The following is a 17894-nucleotide window of genomic DNA, read 5'->3' as shown; positions in this document are numbered from 1 at the left end:
CTCACCCTCACCCTCACCAAAAGAATACGAGACCCGTGAAGCTGCCAAACAAAAAAAGCCCCGAAGTGTATACTTCGAGGCTATTAATTTACGGTAGATAGATTACGCTTCTAAGGGGTTTCGATAAGCTCTTGAACAGGAGATACCGGTTTGTTTTGAGCAAAACCACGCAGACCAACAACGTGTACGTGTTCGTGGTCTTTGAAGACCTTACGTACCAGTTTGTAGGTTGTACCTTTCTCTGGGCTAATGTTCTCTGGCGCAGCAATCAGAAGTTGCATACCTAAACGGTCACACAGTTCAAACAGCGTAGAGATCGACTTAGAATCCAGACGAGCGGCTTCATCAAGGAACAACAAACGACATGGAACGATGTCTTTACTACGAAGTCGACGTGACTCTTCTTCCCAGCTCTGAATAACCATCAATAGGATTGATTGACCAGTACCGATCGCCTCACCCGTAGACAATGCACCCGATTCCGCTTGTAACCAACCGTCTGAACCACGGTTAACTTCAACACTCAGCTCTAGGTAGTTACGGTAATCCAGTAACTCTTCACCAAGAACTTGCGGAGAACGTTGACCCATATCGATATGTGGATTGACACGTTGGAACAACTTCGCCATCGCTTCAGAGAAGGTAAAGCGCGTTGATTCAAACAAGTCTTTGTGTTGATCTTGTTGAGTCGCTAGCCCTGATAGCAAGATCTCGTGGCTTTCACGGATCTTAACGTTCAGACGCACGCCCTTAACCTGACCAAAGTAAATGTTAGACAGACCTTGGTTGAGCATACGAATACGGTTCTGCTCGCGCTGAATCGTTTTCTTTATGATACTTGCTACCGACTCAGAGCTGATCGCTAAGCGGTTTTCACGCTGCGTCAGTTCTTCTGTTAGTCGAGCTAGCTCTACTTCCATCTCTTCGATTGCTTCAACCGGATCATCGGTATGAATGATGTCTTGGCGAATGCGCTCTCGAAGGTGTTGGTAAACCGCAATGTAAAACAGAACCTTACGCTCTGGATGTGCGTTGTCTTCAGAGAGACGCAGCGAATCACGCAGGTCGTCATTGTCAGCTACAGCCAGACGTAGCGCACCCAGTGATTTATCCGACATAGAGCGAAGTTCGCCCGCCGTTAAATAAGCCAGTTCACGTTTGTGCAGACGACGTTCAACGTCATTCTCACGAGCTAAACGAAGTACTGAACACCAGCCGGCTTTTGCTGCAACAACGAAGGTACGAAGCTCTGTGTACTCTTTCTGAACTTTCTTAAGACGCTTAGCCAGCGCTTTCATCTCAAGTTCAGTTGAGGTAATCGTGCGTTCGTATTCACTCTTACGGCTACGAGAAGTATGCAAACGCTCTTGAAGCTCGTCACGACGACGAACCGCGCGCTCTTCAGCACCTTCATCAGCGTTAACACCGAACTCTTGTAGCTCTTGCTTGAACTCTTGAACCGTTTCTTGTTTCGCTTGATGTGAGCTCTTCAGTGCTGCCAATACTTGGTTGTACTGGTTCATCTGTTCACGAGCTTGCTTCAAGCCATCACGACCTTTGGTTCTTGCTTGTTCTGCTTGAACCAACTTCGCTTTCAATTGCTCGCTCAGTTCGCTGCTCTTGTTAAGCAGGTCTACAGAGTCTGCATAAGCAAAGTAGTGACGACGTTCGATTAAGTCAGAAAGAGCAAACACTTTACCTTTCAGGCTTTGTAGAGCTTGGTCAGCTTGTTGGTATTGTGCTTCTAGTGTCTCGAACTGTTCAGGGTCTGCGTCTAGTGCAGAAACGATCTGCTCTAACGAAGCAAGTGCTTTGCCATGGTTGTTCAAGTACGACTTAGCTTCGCTCAAGCGCTCTAGTTGCGCTTCTAATTCAGCGAGGCGTTCAGCCAATGTTTCGTCTTCTAAAATACGAACCATTGGGGCTAATTTGTCTAGCGCACCCAACGCTTGTTTACTCTGTTGTAGCTGACTACGTTGTTGTTGCTCTTTAGAATTTAATTCAGCCAAAGAACGTACAATCTGGTTACGCTTGTCACGAATAGACACTAGTGCCTGTTCAGGGTCAGCGTTAAATGCAACGTATAGGTGCTTAGCAACAAAGCTATTGAATGCTTGGTATAGGCGATTCAGCTTTTGTGCATCAAACGCCGCTTTCGCGTGGTTTTCCACAACAACATCACGCTCTTCACGCAATTTCTCTAATCGTTGTTCACGAGCCGCACGGCCAAACAATGGAATCTCAGGGAAGCGCGAGTAACGCATTTGGCGATCGTTAAGCTGAACACACACCGCACCTTCAAGCTCATCGGCATTGAACGAGCTGTCATCAAACGCGTCTACATCGCCTTCTAGGATGTAAAGATCTTCTGGACAATCATCAAGATCCACCAGCTTCTCTTTAATGCCATCAAGGTCCGAAACCACAATTGCGTGACGAGCCGGGCCGTACATCGCACTGAAGTACGGCGCATCGCCAATCGTGATGTCATCGTAGATCTCAGAAAGCAGCACGCCACCAAGCGTATCCGCTAGACCTTTCAGGCGAGGATCGTTAGAACCACCTGGAGAAGCTAAGCGTTCAATCTCTTGCTCAAGTTCAGCTCGGCGCGTAGCAAACTGATCTTTTGCTACCGCTTGAGATTTCTCGTCTTCAAGCACTTGCTGCATTTGAGTCATTACTGCTTGGCTATCTTCTAGCTCAGCTTCTGTTTGATCTCTTAGGGCTTCAAGTGCATCGTTCGCCGTGATCCACGCTGGAGCAATAGACTCAAGTTTTTGAATCTCTTGGTCTTGGTTTTGTTGCACACGACGTTGATCACTCTTCGCTTCACGCAGCTCTTCTTGAGCGTACTCAAGAGACTCGATCTGCATTGCATGGCGTTCACGTTCTTCATCGAAAACCGTTTCGTCAGTCAGTGAGATGTTGTGTTGCTTTTGGTATTCAGTCGCAAGCTCTTTTGCTTGACGCTGCTGTGCTACATCACGAGCCATGTCGCGGTGCTGAGCACGCCATTGCTGTTCGTTTTCAACAACGTGTTTTGCGTTACGGCCTTTTTCTAAAGCTTGCTTAGCACTGTTAGACGCTTTTTTACGCTCAACATCACCAACAATGCTTTTAACAAGAGACAGTGCTTTGTCGAACTGTGCAGACGCAGCAGAGGACATGTCTAGCTTATGTTTAGTAGACAGTAGCGTTTGAGTGCTTGATTCTTCTTGTGCTTTTAGCTCAGAAACCAGAGTTAATGCGCTTTCTGCCGTAATAGACTCATCACCAAGTAGCTGTTTAGTTTTCTCTAATGCTTGAACCGCTTGCTGGTATTGAAGCGCACGAGTCTGCTGAACATCCAAAGCTTGTTGGTAGTCAGCAAGCTGAGTTTTCAGGCTATCCACTTCTTCTTCAGTAATGGTTGCCTGTTCTTCAGCAAGAAGTACTCGTTCTTGAGCTTCTTCAACCACCATCATCTGCTCTTCTAGACGCTCATTAAGCTCTTCCAGATCTTCGCTGTAACGAGCGATTTTCTCTTGCTGACGAAGTGCTGTTTGAACCAATTGAAGATGATCCGACGCCGCTTGATAGTCTTGCTCTAGTGCCGATTCTTGATCGACCAACAACTCAAGCTCTTCTTGAACGCGGTTCAACAAGTTGTTTTGATCAAGCAAGGTTTCGCGAGAACCAAACAGTTCACCACGGAACTTCATGGTTTGATCAAGCTTGTTACGACGATCGTTGGCATGGCGCATGTAATCTGCTGCCACGTAGTTCGTAGATTCAGTGATCAAGTGCTTGAACAGGTCACGATCCGACTGAGTCGTTTTGATCGCTTCTAGCGTCATGCGGTTTTCGCGCAGTGCTGATTCCATATCTTGGAATGCTTTCTTCACACCGCCATTTTGCGGCAGAAGGTAATCACGCAGAGAACGTGTAATCGCACTTGAGATACCGCCGTAAAGTGATGCTTCAATCAAACGGTAGAACTTAGAACGGTCACTGCTATTACGCAGTTTCTTAGGAACAACACCGTACTCAAACATCTGTGAGTGGTAATCAACAATAGAAGAGAAAGCTTTAAAGTGCGCCCCTTCATATTGTGCTACCGCTGCTTTCACGTCGTTCAGTTGACACACACGAGCGTGGCTGTCTGAAACGTTCTGGATCAATACATCCGTTGGCTTCACATGGCTTGGAAGGCCTTGGATTACAAACGGTTTGATGTCGACCTTCTTATCACGACCCGCAACTTGCTGCAGTTTTACTGCAAACAATAGGCGTTGATTACGTGAGTTCACGACATCTAGCGCGGCATAACATGCGCCAGGCTGAAGCTTACCGTAAAGACCTTTATCGCGTGACGACTGTGAGCTACCAGCTTCCGTCGTGTTACGGAAATGCAGAAGGCTTTGGTCAGGGATCAGTGCAGTGATGAATGCCGCCATCGTGGTCGACTTACCCGCACCGTTACCGCCAGAAAGCGTTGTAACCAATCCATCAATATCAAAAGTACGCGCAAAGAAGCCGTTCCAGTTGATCATGGTTAATGATTGATACTTACCTCTTTCAATCATGCTTCACCTTCTACTTTTGTTTGTTCGCTGTCGTTTGACTCAAGGTCAAAGTCAGCTTGATCGTTAAAAATGTCTTGTTGACCGTTTTCGTCTACGTCTATTTCTGATACGGCTTCTGCTTGTTCTTCATTCAACAAGCTACCTTGGTTAGGCTCTTGAGTATGAACAACAGCTTCGCCATCACGAATAAGACGTAATTGTGCTTCTTTCATATCATCGCCAACACGAACGTCCGCACCAAAACGGAACACCGCTTCGCTGATACGGAATTTACCTGTTTCACCAATCACGATCAGCATGCCGATACGACGTAAACGGCGTAAAGAAGTACGTACTTTTTCAAACAGCTTTTCTTTGTCTAAGTCAGAACCAGACGCACGGTTGGTTGCTAGCTTCATGAGTTTTTTCTCATCCGCTAACGACATCAGTTCATCAAATAACTCTTGATTGGTGAAGATGCCTTCATGAGCCAAACGCTCTGGGCTTAGGTATAAGAAACACAATACTTTGCCAACCAGCATGTCGAGCTCAGACAACACACTACGGCTAATTAAAGACGTAGAACGCGGACGCAAGTAAAAGAAACCTTCAGGTGCTTTTACCAGTTCCGTATTGTAGCGTTGGTAAAAATGCTGAAGCTCAACTTCAAAATCAGAAAGTAACGCATGGTTATCGAGGTCTTCTGTTGAAACATGCTTGCCTGAACGCAACATGCTATCTAGCGCAGGAAACAATGGGTTCGCTATCGCTTTTACCAGTTTCTCTGGCATGTAATCATCAGTACTTGTTAATGACATTTGCTTGTACCTTTGCACCGAAATCGTTGATTGCCTGCCAATCTGGCTGAATAGCCTGATAGTCTGACTCTGAGTAACCCAAGCGAACGGCTTGGTCGACAACAATTCTGGCTAAATCAAAATGGTGTGTGCGAGGGTGCGCGGCGAGGTAATCACGCAGCACAAGGCCAAGATCAATTGGCGCACCTTGCTGTTTGTGAGCTTTCAACATATCTGCGATTCGTTCTGAAAGTAGATCGTTCACTTGCTCAAATTCTTCGTATTCTACGTCGATTGGGGCTTGCCCCATCACTTCGTCATCACGGAGCACAAGTGCTTCATCGCGAAGATCCGTGAGTTTTTCTGCGTCTGCGTAGGTTAATAACCAAGGCGCATCAAAGTAGTCAGTGACTGACTGACGCAAGCGTTGGCTAAAGGCACGGTTTTTATCCATATCGATCGCGGTACGGATAAATTTATGCACGTGGCGATCGTAGCCGATCCACAAATCAATCGCTTGTTGGCCCCAACTGGTGATTCGGTCTAGCTTCATTTGCAAACCAAATAGGGTTTCACCTACAAACTCGAGCTCATCGTCACCATAAACAATTTCTTGAATATCAAGAATCTGGGTTTGCAGTTCATCACCCGCCGCTTGCAAGGTGTCTTGCAACTCTTTTAGCGTGGCTGAGGTTTCTGATAGCAAAGACTCACAGTTGTTGATTGCTTCTCGCCAATCTTTATTTAAAAGATCCGCAATTTGCTGCTTGACGGTTTGTTGCTGTTCATCCATAACCCGCTGGTTGAGATCTATCTGATCAAAGATTTCGCCAACAGAATACTTGAGCACGCCGTACACATTCCTTCTCCAATGTCCCGGAGTTCCACCTTTCTGGGCGGCTTCAATGGCTTTTGCCATCTCATCGGCAACCATAGAAAGCTGGATAGACAGTTTTAATTTAGAAAACTGGCGGTGACGTAAGTAATAATCTGAGATACCAATCGCCAATGGCGATAAGCGATAAATGCTTGCACCATCTGTGATTTCGCTGGTAAAGCGGCTGATCAACTTCTGTTTAACCAACTCATTGATAGCGTTGTTGGCACGAAACGCAGACGCTTCGCCAGTATCTTCAAACAGTCGAGTGACAATAGTGAATGCATCGTGCAGTTCACCCTCGCCCAACTCTTCATCGAACCTTTCATTGCTTAGTACGGCGATAGCAATCAAAAATGCTAAGCGCTCTGGTGGCAAGTTTAATGAAAAATCATGCTGCTTGACCCAGCCCACCAACTCATCAATTGGCTGCTCTTCGGCAGTTTGAGTCATTTCACTCATTGTGGTTCCTGTTACTGTTGTTCGTCATATCGAACGTATTAGATATGACGCCTATTTCTTTATGACGCGGCTTCTTACGATGGCATAGCGCATTGTTGTGGCTTCTTTTACCACATTCACCGCTGTTATTGCGCAGGTTTTTGAGCCCAAACGTGAATATAACGGCCTAGCGACAGATATGGCTCTTGGCGACATAGCTGTTTTTCTAGTTCCAACACATCTTCAAATTGGTAATCGCCCATGTACTCCATATTACCTATGTAGTCACTGAAAGAGCGAATACCTGATTTACCACAGATATCTAGACCAGCGTCTTCTATCCATTGATAAACCTCTTCAGGCTTCAAGCCTTTTTGTGGTTGCAGCTTAAACCTTTTTCGATGTGGCATCCCATTCAATACATGAGGAATGTTGCCACAAATCACATTTTTCAGGACTAAACCATGGTGGTTGTAAAACATTATCGAGGCAATGCCACCGGGTTTTACTTGTTCCAACAATAAATCAAGTGCCTGTTTAGGGTCTGCTAACCATTCCATTACGGCATGAAACATCACAAAATCGACTTTCTCTTCGAGATGCTCTGCCACTTTTTGTACCGGAGAATGAATAAATCGATATTGCTCGAGCAAACCCGCTTCGCTGATACTTTCTTCTGCGAGCTTCAACATTTCAGAAGAGAGGTCGCACAGAGAAACGTTGTGGCCTAGTGTCGCAATTTTTTGTGACATCTGTGCAAGTCCACCGCCTGCATCAAGCACATGCAGCGGCGAAGCGGATTGATCAAACTTGCTCAAAGCTTGTTCTAAATCTTCCCATACGATGCACTGACGGATCTCTCCTTTGTCAGAGCCGTAAATGTTTTTTGCAAATTTGTGGGCAATATCGTCGAAATTACGGTCTTCAGTCACGGCTACTTGAGTTATTATGTCCTATCGTGCCTGCTATTCTGTCACAGGAATTTCAGGAATAAAGAGGCGATGTCTCTTTTTACTACTAAGTGATGTTTTTTCGGACTATTCGGATATGTTTGAGCTGAAAAAAGTAGTGTCTTCGTTACTGATGCCACTGCCAGCAATGTTAATTCTCGCTTTTCTGGGTTTAGCCCTAGTGATGTTTACTGCAAAAAGGAAGACAGGTTGCCTAATTACCCTTTCAGCCCTCTGTGGTATTTTCCTAATCGCTTTCCAGCCTGTTTCTAGTCAACTTTTAATGCCAATGGAAAGGCAACACACCGCTTTTTTACCTATCGATGATACCGTCGATTACATTATGGTTCTTGGAAGTGGTCACGTTGTTGATGACCAAATCCCACCAACCTCAGAGCTTAGCCGCACCGGTCTGATGCGCTTAAGTGAAGGGATTCGTATCTTACGTCTTTACCCTGGAGCTAAACTCATTTTGTCTGGTTATGGTGCAGGCACTGAGGTGAGCAACGCAAAAATGATGGCTAAAGTAGCGCTAGCACTCGGCGTCGCGAAACCCGATATCATTCTGCTTGAAACTGCGAAAGATACGTGGGAAGAAGCTCGCCAAGCCGCTGCATTCGTTAAGAATAAGAAAATGGTGCTCGTGACATCAGCTAGCCATATGACTCGCGCCCTTAATGAATTCAATGCCGCGGGCATGAAACCATTACCAGCACCAACCAACTACCTTGCACAAGAAGGGATTGTTGAACCATGGAATAAGTATATGCCTAAGGCTATCTATCTCGAGCAGACTGAGCGCTATTGGCATGAGACGATGGGATTAGTTTGGCAAAGCTTGCGAGATTGGCTAGACACAAGTAATGACCCTGTCGAGAGCACTACTCCGACGGTAAACAATTAAAAAGTTCAGTAACAAAAAAAACCGAGGCATCATCGATGTCTCGGTTTTTTTACGTTCAAGTATCGTTACTGAAACCAGCTTTCCACGGAAAATTAGTCACCAGCAAACATGTAACCTTCACCGTGAACCGTCACAAAAATTTGTGGGTTCTTAGGGTCAAACTCCATTTTTGCACGCATACGACGGATTAACACGTCGATAGTGCGGTCATTCGGCGCGTCTACTCGATGGCTGATCATATTCAAAATACGTTCACGGCTTAATACTTGGTTAGGGTAAGAAGAGAGTGCAACCAATAGTTCATATTCAGCTTTGGTCAATTTCACCGGCTCACTGTTCTTGCTTAGCGCACGGCGAGGTATATCAAACGTCCATTCACCAAAACGAACCACAGATTCGTCTTCTGTTTGTTCTACCGCAACCGCTGCCGTTTTACGAGCAGCCGAAATACGCCACAAGAGGTTTTTAACTCGAACCAACAACTCGCGAAGTTCGAAGGGTTTAGTAACGTAATCGTCTGCGCCCATTTCAAGGCCAACGATCTTGTCAATGCTATCCGTGCGTCCAGTAACTAAAATTATTCCAATGTCTGATTGACTGCGTAATTCGCGAGTTAGCATCAATCCATCTTCGCCTGGCAAGTTGATGTCTAACATAATGAGGTCAACGTTATTTTCTTCTAACATTTTTCTCATTTGAGCCCCGCTTTCAGCTTCGCTCACTGTGTAACCTTCATTCTGGAAATATCCAACCAGTTTACTGCGGGTTACCACATCATCTTCTACGACTAATACGTGATAGCTCATCTACACCACTTTTCTTATTTAATAGTTTCAGTGACCATTCTATTCATAACTCGTAACAATTCTAGTACTACAGAAGATAAAAGCCAGAAACATGATTTTTTTTTGATACAAGACAATCTTAAACCTTGCTATTTGTCGCCCATCGCAATTCAATATAGGCATTACCACTAACGAGTAACTTTGCGTTTCGCAAATAACCTTGTTATTCAGCCTTGGTGTGCCTATACCCAAATCACTCGACGATGCTAGGTATACACACACCACAAGACTAAATCAGGATCTAAGAAATGAAAGATACGAAAGCATTCAACGAACAACGAGCAGAAATATACTGGTGGCTATCAAGCTTGTTCGCTAAAGAGCTCACTCAAGAAGAACTCGATCACTACCACTCTGTTGAAATTCGTTCTTTCCTAACTGGTTTAGGTGAAAATGAAACACTAAAGCCGGCGATTGATAGCTTAGTGGATGCGCTAAACCGTCTACAAACACGTGAAGATGCTCAATTAGAATTGTCTGCTGACTTCTGTGACTTATTCTTAAAGACTGATAAACATGGCGCACTTCCTTACGCTTCTATGTATATCGGCCAGACTGGCCTTTTGAACGATAAGCCAGCAAAAGATATGGAAGAGATCATGGCTAAACACAACTTAGTGGTTAACCAAGACCTAAAAGAGCCAGCTGACCACATTGCTATCGAACTCGATTTCCTAGGTAATCTAATCATTCGTTCGAACGAAACTGAACTAGAAGAAGAACTAGAGAAATCCTTTGCTGTTCAACAGCAATTTATCGAACAGCAACTGCTTACTTGGGTACCAAAGTTCAACGTTAAATGTCATGACATTGACACATTCGGTTTCTACGCATCAGTCTCATCCCTGCTATTGGCATTCTGTAAATTAGACACTCAATACCTAGCTGGCGAATAAGCTTTTTTTGACGACTCGATAAATAAATTCAATAGAATTGTGACCATTCACCCGGATTTCTGGGTGAATTTTATTGCGAGTAATTTCTAGTCAGTCTAAAATTGTGACCGCAAACGATAAAATATGAAACATTCACGAAATGCTACACTTATTGAAGTTCAGAGCATTTCGGTGTTAAGACAAGCCGCTCAATAGCGGTTTTTTGTTTTTTAGCACTTTAGTACCCAAAGAGCCCTACAAATTTAAGCTCTTAGTTAGGTAGCTTAACGGCTACTTCATTCCGTACTTTGGGAAAGTAGCTTCTAATAGGATAAAAACATGGCCACTATAAAAGATGTCGCACGCTTAGCCGGCGTATCAACAACAACCGTTTCTCACGTAATCAACAAAACTCGCTTTGTTGCTGAAGCGACTCAAGAAAAAGTAAACAAAGCCGTAGACGAACTGAACTATGCGCCAAGTGCCGTTGCTCGTAGTTTGAAGTGCAATACAACACGCACCATCGGTATGCTAGTGACTCAATCAACTAACCTATTTTTCTCTGAAGTTATCGATGGTGTTGAGAGCTACTGCTACCGTCAAGGTTACACTTTGATCTTGTGCAATACGGGCGGTATCTACGAAAAGCAACGTGACTACATTCGAATGCTTGCAGAGAAACGTGTAGATGGCATCTTAGTTATGTGTTCTGACCTGACTGAAGAACTAAGAGAGATGTTAGACCGTCACGCAGACATCCCTAAAGTTATCATGGACTGGGGCCCTGAAAGCTCTCAGGCTGATAAGATCATCGATAACTCTGAAGAAGGTGGCTACCTAGCAACCAAATACCTCATTGAGCGCGGTCACTCCAAGATTGCATGTTTAAGTGGCCACTTAGACAAAGCAGCGTGTGTTGAACGCATCTCAGGTTACAAGCGCGCACTCAATGAAGCGAAGATTACTGCCGATGAAAATATGATCATCGAAGGCAACTTTGAATGTGACACAGCTGTGATTGCTGCTGACCAAATCATTGAGATGAAAGATCGCCCTACCGCAGTATTCTGTTTTAACGACACGATGGCATTAGGACTGATGAGTCGATTACAAGAAAAAGGCATTCGTATTCCTGAAGATATCTCAGTGATCGGTTACGACAACATAGAATTGGCTGAATACTTCTCTCCACCGTTAACGACGGTTCACCAACCTAAGCGCCGTGTTGGTAAAAATGCATTCGAAATACTACTAGAGCGTATAAAAGACAAAGACCACGAGAAACGCGTCTTCGAAATGCACCCTGAAATTGTTGAGCGAAGTACAGTTAAAACGTTAAATTAATTGATGTAATGAGTTTAGTTTAATCAAGCGCACCTTTAGGTGCGTTTTTTTTCTCAACAAACAAAGTGCACTTGCATGCATAATTCAAAGATCATTAATTGAAGCAACATCACATTTTGAAATAAGAAGTGTGAGCCTAATTCAACAAAAACTTTATTCTAATAACCCAGTCACGCACAGGGCAAACCACTTGAAAAAGTGGGACGCAAAGCTTCCGGCCTAAACCACTCGTTGGTATGGTAGCGGGGTTACCGATGGCAAAATGCAGTAACTACTAATACTTTAGTAATTTACAGCCTATTGACAATTTAATTGCAACATTTTGCTAATCTCTCGGACCTGCTTATTTGGTGGCGTAGTTCAAATACACCGAGATAAATAACATGGATAAACCGATACTAAAGGACTCAATGAAATTATTTGAGCCCCTAGGAAAAATTAAGTCACGCTCAATGTTTGGTGGATTCGGGCTTTTTGCTGATGACACTATGTTTGCCCTGGTTGTGAATGACCAGTTGCATATACGAGCTGACAAATGCACAACACAACAATTCGAACAACAAGGATTTCAACCGTACGTCTACAAAAAACGTGGTTTTCCTGTCGTTACTAAATATTTCGCTTTACCTGAAGGCTTATGGCAAGACCAAGAGAAAATCTTGCAGCTTGCGACTACGTCTCTAGGTTTTGCTAAAGAAGAGAAAGCTGAACAATCTTCTGCTAAACCAACTAGACTCAAAGATCTGCCTAACCTTCGACTCGCTACCGAGCGGATGTTGAAAAAGGCAGGGATCGATTCTGTAGAACGTTTATATGAATCTGGCTCTGTAAACGCATTTAACGCCATCAAAGAATCGCATGCGTCTTCTGTCAGTATTGAACTGTTATGGGCGCTAGAAGGCGCGATCAATGGTACACATTGGTCTGTTATACCGCAGCAACGTCGTGAAGAGCTTATCAATCACGTCAATTAACATTGTCAGTGCAAACTATATAGATAACTAAGCCGCATTTTTGCGGCTTTTTTTATATCTGGTGAAAGTTATTCTATGCTTTGCCTGTCTATCTATACTAGTGGTATACATTGAAAAACTAATGGTATGCATTGAAAATTTAGAGGAAGTATCAATGAGTAAAAAAATGATATTGGGTATTGTGTTGGTCATAACCATCGTCTTGTTAGGCGTCAATTTCGGCCAGTACTTAACGCTTGAAAATGCAAAAGCCCAGCAAGCTGTTTTGAATGACTACATCGAGAGCAATTTCATTGCCGCTGCCGCTATCTATTTTGTCGCGTATGTCATGATTACGGCTTTCTCAATTCCTGGCGCTGCCGTTGTTACGCTGTTAGGCGCTGCGCTGTTTGGGTTTTGGAACAGTTTACTGCTAGTGTCTTTCGCGAGCGCTATTGGCGCAACCCTCGCCTTCTTAAGTAGCCGTTACTTGTTACGTGACTGGATCCAAACCAAGTTTGGCGACAAGTTAGCCACCATCAATAAGGGCGTTGAGAAAGACGGTGCATTTTACTTATTCTCGCTACGTCTAATTCCTGTTTTCCCATTTTTCCTTATCAATCTATTGATGGGTCTAACACCGATGTCGGTGAGTCGTTACTATATTACTAGCCAAATCGGTATGTTGCCGGGTACCGCCGTTTTCTTGAATGCCGGAACTCAACTCGCAGAAATTGATTCACTTTCGGGCATCGTGTCTCCCTCAGTACTGTTGTCATTTGCCTTACTGGGTGTGTTCCCAATTATTGCTAAATGGTTGATGAACAAATTTCGCTCAGCACCTGTCGCTGAGTAACGTATATAGCTAAATAACTAAGAAACTAAGAAACTAAGAAACGCATACAGCCAAATAAGGTTCTATTTCAATGAAAATCTTCAGTGCATCGAATCCGACAGAAGCTCATATCATCTGTGGATTGTTAGAAAGTGAGAATATTGCGTGTGAAGTCCGTGGTGAGGGTTTGTTTGGTTTAAAAGGTGAAATCCCATTTACCGAAGATACAGACCCTTACGTATGGTTACATGAGCCAGAACTCGCTAGTAAAGCCCGCACGATCGTCAATGACTACCAAAAACAGCAAGATTCGATCATCTATGAAGAGTGGCGTTGTGGTGAGTGTCATGAAATCAATGAAGCACAATTCGGGTCTTGTTGGCAGTGCGGCGCTGCTTCGCCTGAATAGCAGAGTTTCAGTTGTTATCAAATACCTCCTCCAAATAAAAACGGGAAGCTAAATTAGCTTCCCGTTTTTATTTTAATTCTATTGGATCATCTAGTCTGATAACCAACCCAGAGAATCACTGAATTTGCTTTTGGATAAAAGCGATAGATTGTTGATTGAATTCTTCAGGATTTTCTACATTACATACATGCCCACAGTTGGCAATTTCTACCAACTCGCTCGACTCGTGCGCTTCGACCATTTCTTTAACGGGTTTAATGAACATGTAATCGCGCTCGCCCATCAAATACAAAGTCGGAATCGGCAACTCTCTGTCTTTAAAGTATTTCATCAATGGGTTCACATCAGCCGTGAGGATAAACCAGCGCTTGAACTCTTTTTGGCACAGCTTTTTCGCTTCGCGGATAAACAGGTGACGTGATTCTTTCTGACTTTTTTGCGGCATCACAACATAAGCAAAAAGGCTGTATAGCCACATATAAGGAATGATGTGCTTACTCAGGTTTCCTAATTTGATTAAGACTTGAGATCGAGTGTTGAGTTTAGTGACAGCACCACCAAGCACCATCGAACGTACTCTGCTTGCCGCCAGTTCGGCCACGTTACGAACGATAATTGTACCCAAAGACATACCCACAAAGTGTGCGGATCGGATTTTTAGATGATCTAACACTTTAAGAATATCGAGCGTTACTGATTTGAACGTATAACGGTTCGAAATCAGGTCTTTAAGTATGTTGTCTGATTTACCGTGCCCTCTCAAGTCAATGAGAAGCAAGTTGAAATGCTGTTTATACGCTTTGATCTGCTTAAACCAAATGGAGGAACTGCCCCCTGCGCCATGCACAAATACAACCCACTCATCGCTCGTAGGGTGAGTAAATGTTTTATGAAATAATAAACTCTCAGACATACCTATCGCTTAATTTATTTATGGAGCTAAGCCTCATCACAAGGCGATGACTAAGGATATCACGCAATTAAGAATTTTAAGTGATAATAGTGTCAAACCCAACACTAGTCATGTGAATACCTGACCACCTTTTCTACCTGACTAAAATGAGTTTGCAAGCTTTGTCTTTGGAAACGTGATGTGATCTGACCAGAAAAAAAAGGCACTCTATCAGCAGAGCGCCTTCTTTTATTATGAACGGTTGTTATTCAACAACTGTATTTTAAAGCTAAGTCAACAAGTTAAAATGCAGAATGGTACATCGTAAGATATTCTTCTGCCGCATCTTCCCAACTAAAATCTTGTTGCATCGCGTAAAGTTGAACGCGCTTAATTTCAGATGGATTTTGAGCATAAAGTAGTAATGAACGATGCAATACCGATAGCAATGCTTGCGGTGTTGGCTCTTCAAAAGCAAACCCAGTCGCGACTTCTGGATCCTGATCGTAATCATTCACACTGTCTTTTAAACCGCCAACAGAGCGCACAATAGGCAAAGTGCCGTAAGCCATGCTGTAGATTTGGTTCAAGCCACAGGGCTCAAATTCAGAAGGCATCAAGAAAAAATCAGAGCCCGCTTCAACCAAATGCGCTAGTTCATTATTGTAGGCTTCTATGAATGAGAACTTGTCTGAATGAAGTGCTGATAACTCTTTCAATTGACTCGCCAAAACCGGATCACCAGTACCGACAATCACGATCTGCAATTCGTTTTTCAAGAACTGCTCGATGATAGGCAGTAAGTAATGAACGCCTTTTTGGTTGGTCAGACGACAAACCATGCCATAAACCGCACAATCGGTAACGGGTAAACCAACATCTTGTTGCAGTTTTTGCTTACAAGCAGATTTTCCACGAGTCATGCTGTGTTTCGTTGCTTTGAATTTACGAGGAAGGAAAGCGTCTGTTTCCGGGTTCCAAGCTCCATAATCACAACCGTTGAGAATACCAAATAAGTCGGCCGAACGATGTTGGAACTCTGCTGCCATGCCATGGCTACCTAACTCCGTTTTCAGCTCTTCTGCATACGTTGGGCTTACTGCATTGACCTTATCGGCACACATCACCCCTGCTTTTAGCATGGTGACATGCGTGTCACTTACAGATGCTTCTGGCACATTGTAACTGTGCATCTCTGGCAGACATTGCAGTTCATCGTATGCGAACACCCCTTTGAAAACTGCATTGTGAATCGAGATAACACTGCGCGTATTTTCAAAGAAATCATGTTGTTGATAACGTGATTTAAGCAAGAAAGGCACAAAGCCTGTGTGCCAGTCATTTGCATGAATGATATCAGGTTGGAACGCGAGCTTAGGAAGCATATCCAAACAAGCCGTACTGAAGAACGAGAAGCGCTCTCCGTTATCAGCATACGCTTGATTGTTCTCTGCGTACATTTCAGGACGGTCAAAATACTTGTCACATTCAATAGCGAAGATTTGAACACCTTCGACACTCAACTTTTTGACTTGATAAGCAGTATGAGGCCAATAATCGAGCTCGGTCGACAAAATCACTTCAGCTGAATCAATGTTTGGAATGTTTCTATAAGCAGGGATGGTCACTCGAACATCTTGTTCGAGTGTTTGTAACGCTTTTGGCAGTGCCTTGGCTACATCAGCCAAGCCACCACTTTTAATCAAGCCTTCAACTTCAGACGCTACAAAAAGTACCGAGAGAGTCTTAGTAACCAACTCGAGCTCCTTTGGAAATAACTACTACACCATCGTCAGAGACATGGTAATGCTTTTTATCTTCTTTCAGATTTACGCCAATCTGTGTTCCAGGTGCGATATCTGCATCTTTATCGACGATGACACGACGAAGTACGCAACCTTCACCCACTTTCACATCACCGAGTAAGATACTCTCACTAATATCACACGCTGATGCGATATTACTGCGGAAACCCAATACACACTTCTCAATGCGAGAGCCACGTACATAGCTGCCGTTACACACTAAGCTATCGATGATCTGAACACGGCCGTTTGCCGAATCAGTAAACGTAGCCGGCGGTAGTGGCGGATAGTATGTATGTAGTGGCCACTTGCGGTTGTATAGCGAGAATGGCGCATCTTTCTCAAGAAGATCCATATGAGCTTGCCAGTACGCGTCAATCGTACCTACATCGCGCCAATAAACTTCTTCTTTCTCACCAGTAATACGGTTAGTACTGAAGTCATAAACAAACACATCACCACGCGGAACCATGTTTGGAATGATGTCTTTTCCGAAATCATGTGTCGAGTCTTCTTTATCTGCATCTTCAACAAGTTCTGCGAACAACTCGTTAGCTTCAAATACGTAGTTACCCATAGACACAAGCGCAGACTCCGGGTCACCTGGAATTGGTTTCGGGTTAGCCGGTTTCTCTTCAAAACCAATCATACGTCCTTCAGCATCCACTTCGATAACGCCGAATTCAGATGCTTCAGCAAGCGGCATACGCAATGCAGAAACGGTTAAAGCCGCTTTCTTCTCTTTATGGAAATCAAGCATCTGCTTAATGTCCATTTTGTAAATATGATCTGATCCAAAAATACAAACTTGATCAGGTTCTTCCAACTGCATGAAGCGAAGGTTTTGATAAATAGCATCTGCAGTACCTTCATACCAACGCTTACCTGTACGCATTTGCGCAGGGATTGGGTCGATAAAACGGTCGGTTATACCACTGATATTCCAACCTTTTTTCATGTGATGGAACAGTGATTGTGACTTAAATTGTGTTAATACGTAGATCTTCATTAGATCAGCATTAACGAAGTTATTCAGAGCGAAATCAATTAAGCGGTAACTACCACCGAAAGGAACCGAGGGTTTGCTGCGAGATTCAGTTAAAGGTCTTAAGCGAGAGCCTTCACCACCAGCAAGAATCATTCCCAATACACCAGCCATTTTATTCTCCATATATTTATAGCTTGTCGATGTTAGTGCTCTAAGAGGTATCTTCCTCTGGGGGATGAGCACCAACACTTATTTCGGTACTTAACGAATATCCATTCACATGCAGTGAAAATATCCTAAGCCAAACGTTGTTAAGTGTGCACTATTGTTTGCACTTGGTTTTATATACGTTATCGACTTTCCGGTCGATTTCAATTTTTAATACGCCATTCTGTGTTATGTAAGCCGATTGCTTTCCTAAGACTTAAAGCAGCT

General features: G+C 43.8%; 14 protein-coding genes and 1 riboswitch. Of the genes, 6 read left to right on the top strand and 8 right to left on the bottom strand.

The window, feature by feature from the left end:
• Positions 1-110 precede the first annotated feature (110 nt).
• The 4 genes from mukB to cmoM all read right to left on the bottom strand — a co-directional run bounded on the left by mukB (position 111) and on the right by cmoM (position 7591).
• Positions 111-4565 (bottom strand): chromosome partition protein MukB, encoded by a 4455-nt coding sequence (gene mukB, locus AB4232_RS14920; RefSeq protein ID WP_372087440.1) that lies wholly within the window; start codon positions 4563-4565, stop codon positions 111-113.
• The gene (gene mukE / locus AB4232_RS14915; protein ID WP_372087439.1) at positions 4562-5362 is read right to left on the bottom strand and encodes a chromosome partition protein MukE; all 801 of its coding nucleotides are present in this window, start codon (positions 5360-5362) and stop codon (positions 4562-4564) included. Before mukE ends, mukB begins: the two co-directional genes overlap by 4 nt.
• Positions 5343-6680, bottom strand: a complete 1338-nt coding sequence (gene mukF, locus AB4232_RS14910; RefSeq protein WP_009846358.1) for a chromosome partition protein MukF — start codon at positions 6678-6680, stop codon at positions 5343-5345. The genes mukE and mukF overlap by 20 nt, the downstream gene beginning before the upstream one ends.
• 125 nt (positions 6681-6805) lie before the next feature.
• Entirely contained in the window at positions 6806-7591 is a 786-nt protein-coding gene (gene cmoM, locus AB4232_RS14905) for a tRNA uridine 5-oxyacetic acid(34) methyltransferase CmoM (RefSeq protein WP_009846357.1), read from the bottom strand.
• 115 nt (positions 7592-7706) lie between these two features.
• Here cmoM and elyC point away from each other — a divergent pair, with 115 nt between their 5' ends.
• Positions 7707-8513, top strand: a complete 807-nt coding sequence (elyC, locus tag AB4232_RS14900; protein ID WP_032500870.1) for an envelope biogenesis factor ElyC — start codon at positions 7707-7709, stop codon at positions 8511-8513.
• Positions 8514-8605: 92 nt separating this feature from the next.
• On the opposite strand, the gene torR is transcribed toward elyC, so the two are convergent.
• Entirely contained in the window at positions 8606-9319 is a 714-nt protein-coding gene (gene torR / locus AB4232_RS14895; RefSeq protein WP_009846355.1) for a two-component system response regulator TorR, read from the bottom strand.
• A gap of 287 nt (positions 9320-9606) precedes the next feature.
• On the opposite strand from torR, the gene torD reads away from it, so the two are divergent.
• The 5 genes from torD to AB4232_RS14870 all read left to right on the top strand — a co-directional run bounded on the left by torD (position 9607) and on the right by AB4232_RS14870 (position 13774).
• Entirely contained in the window at positions 9607-10254 is a 648-nt protein-coding gene (gene torD, locus AB4232_RS14890; protein WP_012603615.1) for a molecular chaperone TorD, read from the top strand.
• A 318-nt stretch (positions 10255-10572) separates the two neighbouring features.
• Entirely contained in the window at positions 10573-11577 is a 1005-nt protein-coding gene (purR, locus tag AB4232_RS14885; protein ID WP_017099945.1) for an HTH-type transcriptional repressor PurR, read from the top strand.
• Between the two features lie 170 nt (positions 11578-11747).
• A riboswitch (cyclic di-GMP riboswitch) is annotated at positions 11748-11833 on the top strand.
• A 127-nt stretch (positions 11834-11960) separates the two neighbouring features.
• On the top strand, positions 11961-12551 hold the full coding sequence (locus AB4232_RS14880; RefSeq protein ID WP_009846352.1) for a TfoX/Sxy family DNA transformation protein: 591 nt from the start codon (positions 11961-11963) through the stop codon (positions 12549-12551).
• A 154-nt stretch (positions 12552-12705) separates the two neighbouring features.
• Positions 12706-13386: a TVP38/TMEM64 family protein gene (locus AB4232_RS14875; protein ID WP_009846351.1), complete on the top strand. Its 681-nt coding sequence runs from the start codon at positions 12706-12708 to the stop codon at positions 13384-13386.
• Between the two features lie 70 nt (positions 13387-13456).
• Complete coding sequence (locus tag AB4232_RS14870) at positions 13457-13774, top strand: DUF2007 domain-containing protein (RefSeq protein WP_102248916.1); 318 nt, start codon at positions 13457-13459, stop codon at positions 13772-13774.
• A 115-nt stretch (positions 13775-13889) separates the two neighbouring features.
• Here AB4232_RS14870 and AB4232_RS14865 read toward each other — a convergent pair whose 3' ends face one another.
• The 3 genes from AB4232_RS14865 to glgC form a co-directional block, all read right to left on the bottom strand.
• Entirely contained in the window at positions 13890-14687 is a 798-nt protein-coding gene (locus AB4232_RS14865; RefSeq protein WP_009846349.1) for an alpha/beta fold hydrolase, read from the bottom strand.
• Between the two features lie 281 nt (positions 14688-14968).
• Entirely contained in the window at positions 14969-16423 is a 1455-nt protein-coding gene (gene glgA / locus AB4232_RS14860) for a glycogen synthase GlgA (protein ID WP_372087438.1), read from the bottom strand.
• Positions 16413-17642, bottom strand: a complete 1230-nt coding sequence (gene glgC, locus AB4232_RS14855) for a glucose-1-phosphate adenylyltransferase (RefSeq protein ID WP_080518005.1) — start codon at positions 17640-17642, stop codon at positions 16413-16415. The genes glgA and glgC overlap by 11 nt, the downstream gene beginning before the upstream one ends.
• Positions 17643-17894: the final 252 nt, after the last annotated feature.

The organism is Vibrio sp. 10N.286.46.A8 (genome assembly GCF_041470165.1).
GTDB lineage: Bacteria > Pseudomonadota > Gammaproteobacteria > Enterobacterales > Vibrionaceae > Vibrio > Vibrio tasmaniensis_A.
This window is presented reverse-complemented; position numbering and strand designations above follow the sequence as displayed.

Bases quoted from the DNA above. Each gene is read 5' to 3' on its own strand.
- mukB (WP_372087440.1), bottom strand. From the start codon at position 4,565: ATGATTGAAAGAGGTAAGTATCAATCATTAACCATGATCAACTGGAAC.
- mukE (WP_372087439.1), bottom strand. From the start codon at position 5,362: ATGTCATTAACAAGTACTGATGATTACATGCCAGAGAAACTGGTAAAA.
- mukF (WP_009846358.1), bottom strand. From the start codon at position 6,680: ATGAGTGAAATGACTCAAACTGCCGAAGAGCAGCCAATTGATGAGTTG.
- elyC (WP_032500870.1), top strand. From the start codon at position 7,707: ATGTTTGAGCTGAAAAAAGTAGTGTCTTCGTTACTGATGCCACTGCCA.
- torR (WP_009846355.1), bottom strand. From the start codon at position 9,319: ATGAGCTATCACGTATTAGTCGTAGAAGATGATGTGGTAACCCGCAGT.
- torD (WP_012603615.1), top strand. From the start codon at position 9,607: ATGAAAGATACGAAAGCATTCAACGAACAACGAGCAGAAATATACTGG.
- purR (WP_017099945.1), top strand. From the start codon at position 10,573: ATGGCCACTATAAAAGATGTCGCACGCTTAGCCGGCGTATCAACAACA.
- AB4232_RS14880 (WP_009846352.1), top strand. From the start codon at position 11,961: ATGGATAAACCGATACTAAAGGACTCAATGAAATTATTTGAGCCCCTA.
- AB4232_RS14875 (WP_009846351.1), top strand. From the start codon at position 12,706: ATGAGTAAAAAAATGATATTGGGTATTGTGTTGGTCATAACCATCGTC.
- AB4232_RS14870 (WP_102248916.1), top strand. From the start codon at position 13,457: ATGAAAATCTTCAGTGCATCGAATCCGACAGAAGCTCATATCATCTGT.
- AB4232_RS14865 (WP_009846349.1), bottom strand. From the start codon at position 14,687: ATGTCTGAGAGTTTATTATTTCATAAAACATTTACTCACCCTACGAGC.
- glgC (WP_080518005.1), bottom strand. From the start codon at position 17,642: ATGGAGAATAAAATGGCTGGTGTATTGGGAATGATTCTTGCTGGTGGT.